Raw genomic sequence first — 2,975 nt, forward strand, 5'->3', positions numbered from 1 at the left:
TATTGAAACAAGGCTATTAAATTAGCACGCTTATTTACTGAAATAACAACTTAGTTAAGTGAATAAGGGCGCACGGTGGATGCCTTGGCACTAGGAGCTGAAGAAGGACGGGACTAACACCGATATGCCTCGGGGAGTTGTAAGTAAACTTTGATCCGGGGATTTCCGAATGGGGAAACCCACTGTTCGTAATGGAGCAGTACCTATACCTCAATACATAGGGTATAGGGAGCAGACCCGGGGAACTGAAACATCTCAGTACCTGGAGGAAGAGAAAGAAACCTCGATTTCCTGAGTAGCGGCGAGCGAAACGGAAAGAGCCCAAACCAGAAAGCTTGCTTTCTGGGGTTGTAGGACACTCCTTTGGAGTTACAAAGAAATTCTTTAAATGAATCGATCTGGAAAGATCAGCCGAAGAAGGTAACAGCCCTGTAATTGAAAAAGAATTTCCTCCGGAGTGTATCCTGAGTACGGCGGAACACGTGGAATTCCGTCGGAATCCGGGAGGACCATCTCCCAAGGCTAAATACTCCCTAGTGACCGATAGTGAACCAGTACCGTGAGGGAAAGGTGAAAAGCACCCCGGAAGGGGAGTGAAATAGAACCTGAAACCGTGTGCCTACAAGTAGTCGAAGCCCGTTAATGGGTGACGGCGTACCTTTTGTAGAATGGACCGGCGAGTTACGATCCCATGCAAGGTTAAGTGGAAGACACGGAGCCGCAGCGAAAGCGAGTCTGAATAGGGCGATATAGTATGTGGTCGTAGACCCGAAACCGTGTGATCTACCCATGTCCAGGGTGAAGGTCAGGTAACACTGACTGGAGGCCCGAACCCACGTATGTTGAAAAATGCGGGGATGAGGTGTGGGTAGGGGTGAAATGCCAATCGAACACGGAGATAGCTGGTTCTCTCCGAAATAGCTTTAGGGCTAGCCTCAAGATGATGAGTACTGGAGGTAGAGCACTGATTGGACTAGGGGCCCCTACCGGGTTACCGAATTCAGTCAAACTCCGAATGCCAGTTACTTAAACTTGGGAGTCAGACTATGGGTGATAAGGTTCATAGTCGAAAGGGAAACAGCCCAGACCGCCAGCTAAGGTCCCAAAGTATACGTTAAGTGGAAAAGGATGTGGAGTTGCCCAGACAACCAGGATGTTGGCTTAGAAGCAGCCACCATTTAAAGAGTGCGTAATAGCTCACTGGTCGAGTGACTCTGCGCCGAAAATGTACCGGGGCTAAACGTATCACCGAAGCTGCGGATTGTTCTTACGAACAATGGTAGGAGAGCGTTCTAAGTGCTGTGAAGTCAGACCGTGAGGACTGGTGGAGCGCTTAGAAGTGAGAATGCCGGTATGAGTAGCGAAAAAAGAGTGAGAATCTCTTTCACCGAATGCCTAAGGTTTCCTGAGGAAGGCTCGTCCTCTCAGGGTTAGTCGGGACCTAAGCCGAGGCCGACAGGCGTAGGCGATGGACAACAGGTAGATATTCCTGTACCACCTCATGATTGTTTGAGCGATGGGGGGACGCAGTAGGATAAGGAATGCGCACCGATGGATGTGTGCGCCCAAGCAGTGAGAAAGTCAGATAGGCAAATCCGTCTGGCAATTTCAAGCTGTGATGGGGAGGGAAATAAAGTACCGAAGTTCCGGATTTCACACTGCCAAGAAAAGCCTCTAGTTAGATCATAGGTGCCCGTACCGCAAACCGACACAGGTAGGCGAGGAGAGAATCCTAAGGTGAGCGGGAGAACTCTCGTTAAGGAACTCGGCAAAATGACCCCGTAACTTCGGGAGAAGGGGTGCTCCTTTTAAGGAGGAGCCGCAGTGAATAGGCCCAAGCGACTGTTTAGCAAAAACACAGGTCTCTGCGAAGCCGAAAGGCGAAGTATAGGGGCTGACACCTGCCCGGTGCTGGAAGGTTAAGGGGACGAGTTAGCTCTTCGGAGCGAAGCTTTGAACCGAAGCCCCAGTAAACGGCGGCCGTAACTATAACGGTCCTAAGGTAGCGAAATTCCTTGTCGGGTAAGTTCCGACCCGCACGAAAGGTGCAACGACTTGGGCACTGTCTCAACGAGAGACCCGGTGAAATTATACTATGCGTGAAGATGCGCATTACCCGCGACAGGACGGAAAGACCCCGTGGAGCTTTACTGTAGCCTGATATTGAATGTTTGTGCAGCTTGTACAGGATAGGTGGGAGCCTTTGAAGCGTGAGCGCTAGCTTCGTGGAGGCACCCGTGGGATACCACCCTCGCTGTATGAACATTCTAACCCAGGACCGTAATCCGGTTCGGAGACAGTGTCAGGCGGGCAGTTTGACTGGGGCGGTCGCCTCCCAAAGAGTAACGGAGGCGCCCAAAGGTTCCCTCAGAATGGTTGGAAATCATTCGTAGAGTGTAAAGGCAGAAGGGAGCTTGACTGCGAGACCTACAAGTCGAGCAGGGACGAAAGTCGGGCTTAGTGATCCGGTGGTTCCGCATGGAAGGGCCATCGCTCAACGGATAAAAGCTACCCCGGGGATAACAGGCTTATCTCCCCCAAGAGTTCACATCGACGGGGAGGTTTGGCACCTCGATGTCGGCTCATCGCATCCTGGGGCTGTAGTCGGTCCCAAGGGTTGGGCTGTTCGCCCATTAAAGCGGTACGCGAGCTGGGTTCAGAACGTCGTGAGACAGTTCGGTCCCTATCCGTCGTGGGCGTTGGAAGTTTGAGAGGAGCTGTCCTTAGTACGAGAGGACCGGGATGGACACACCGCTGGTGTACCAGTTGTTCCGCCAGGAGCATGGCTGGGTAGCTACGTGTGGAAAGGATAAGTGCTGAAAGCATCTAAGCATGAAGCCCCCCTCAAGATGAAACTTCCCATCACTTCGAGTGAGTAAGATCCCTCAGAGACGATGAGGTTGATAGGTCCGAGGTGGAAGCGTGGCGACACGTGCAGCTGACGGATACTAATTGATCGAGGACTTATCTAAGTT

General features: G+C 51.8%; 1 rRNA gene. It reads left to right on the forward strand.

Annotation, left to right across the window (positions count from 1 at the left end):
• Positions 1-52 precede the first annotated feature (52 nt).
• Positions 53-2,972: ribosomal RNA gene (locus C794_RS21405) — 23S ribosomal RNA — on the forward strand.
• The last annotated feature ends 3 nt before the right edge of the window (positions 2,973-2,975 follow it).

The sequence above is a fragment of the Oceanobacillus kimchii X50 genome (assembly GCF_000340475.1).
Classification (GTDB): domain Bacteria; phylum Bacillota; class Bacilli; order Bacillales; family Amphibacillaceae; genus Oceanobacillus; species Oceanobacillus kimchii.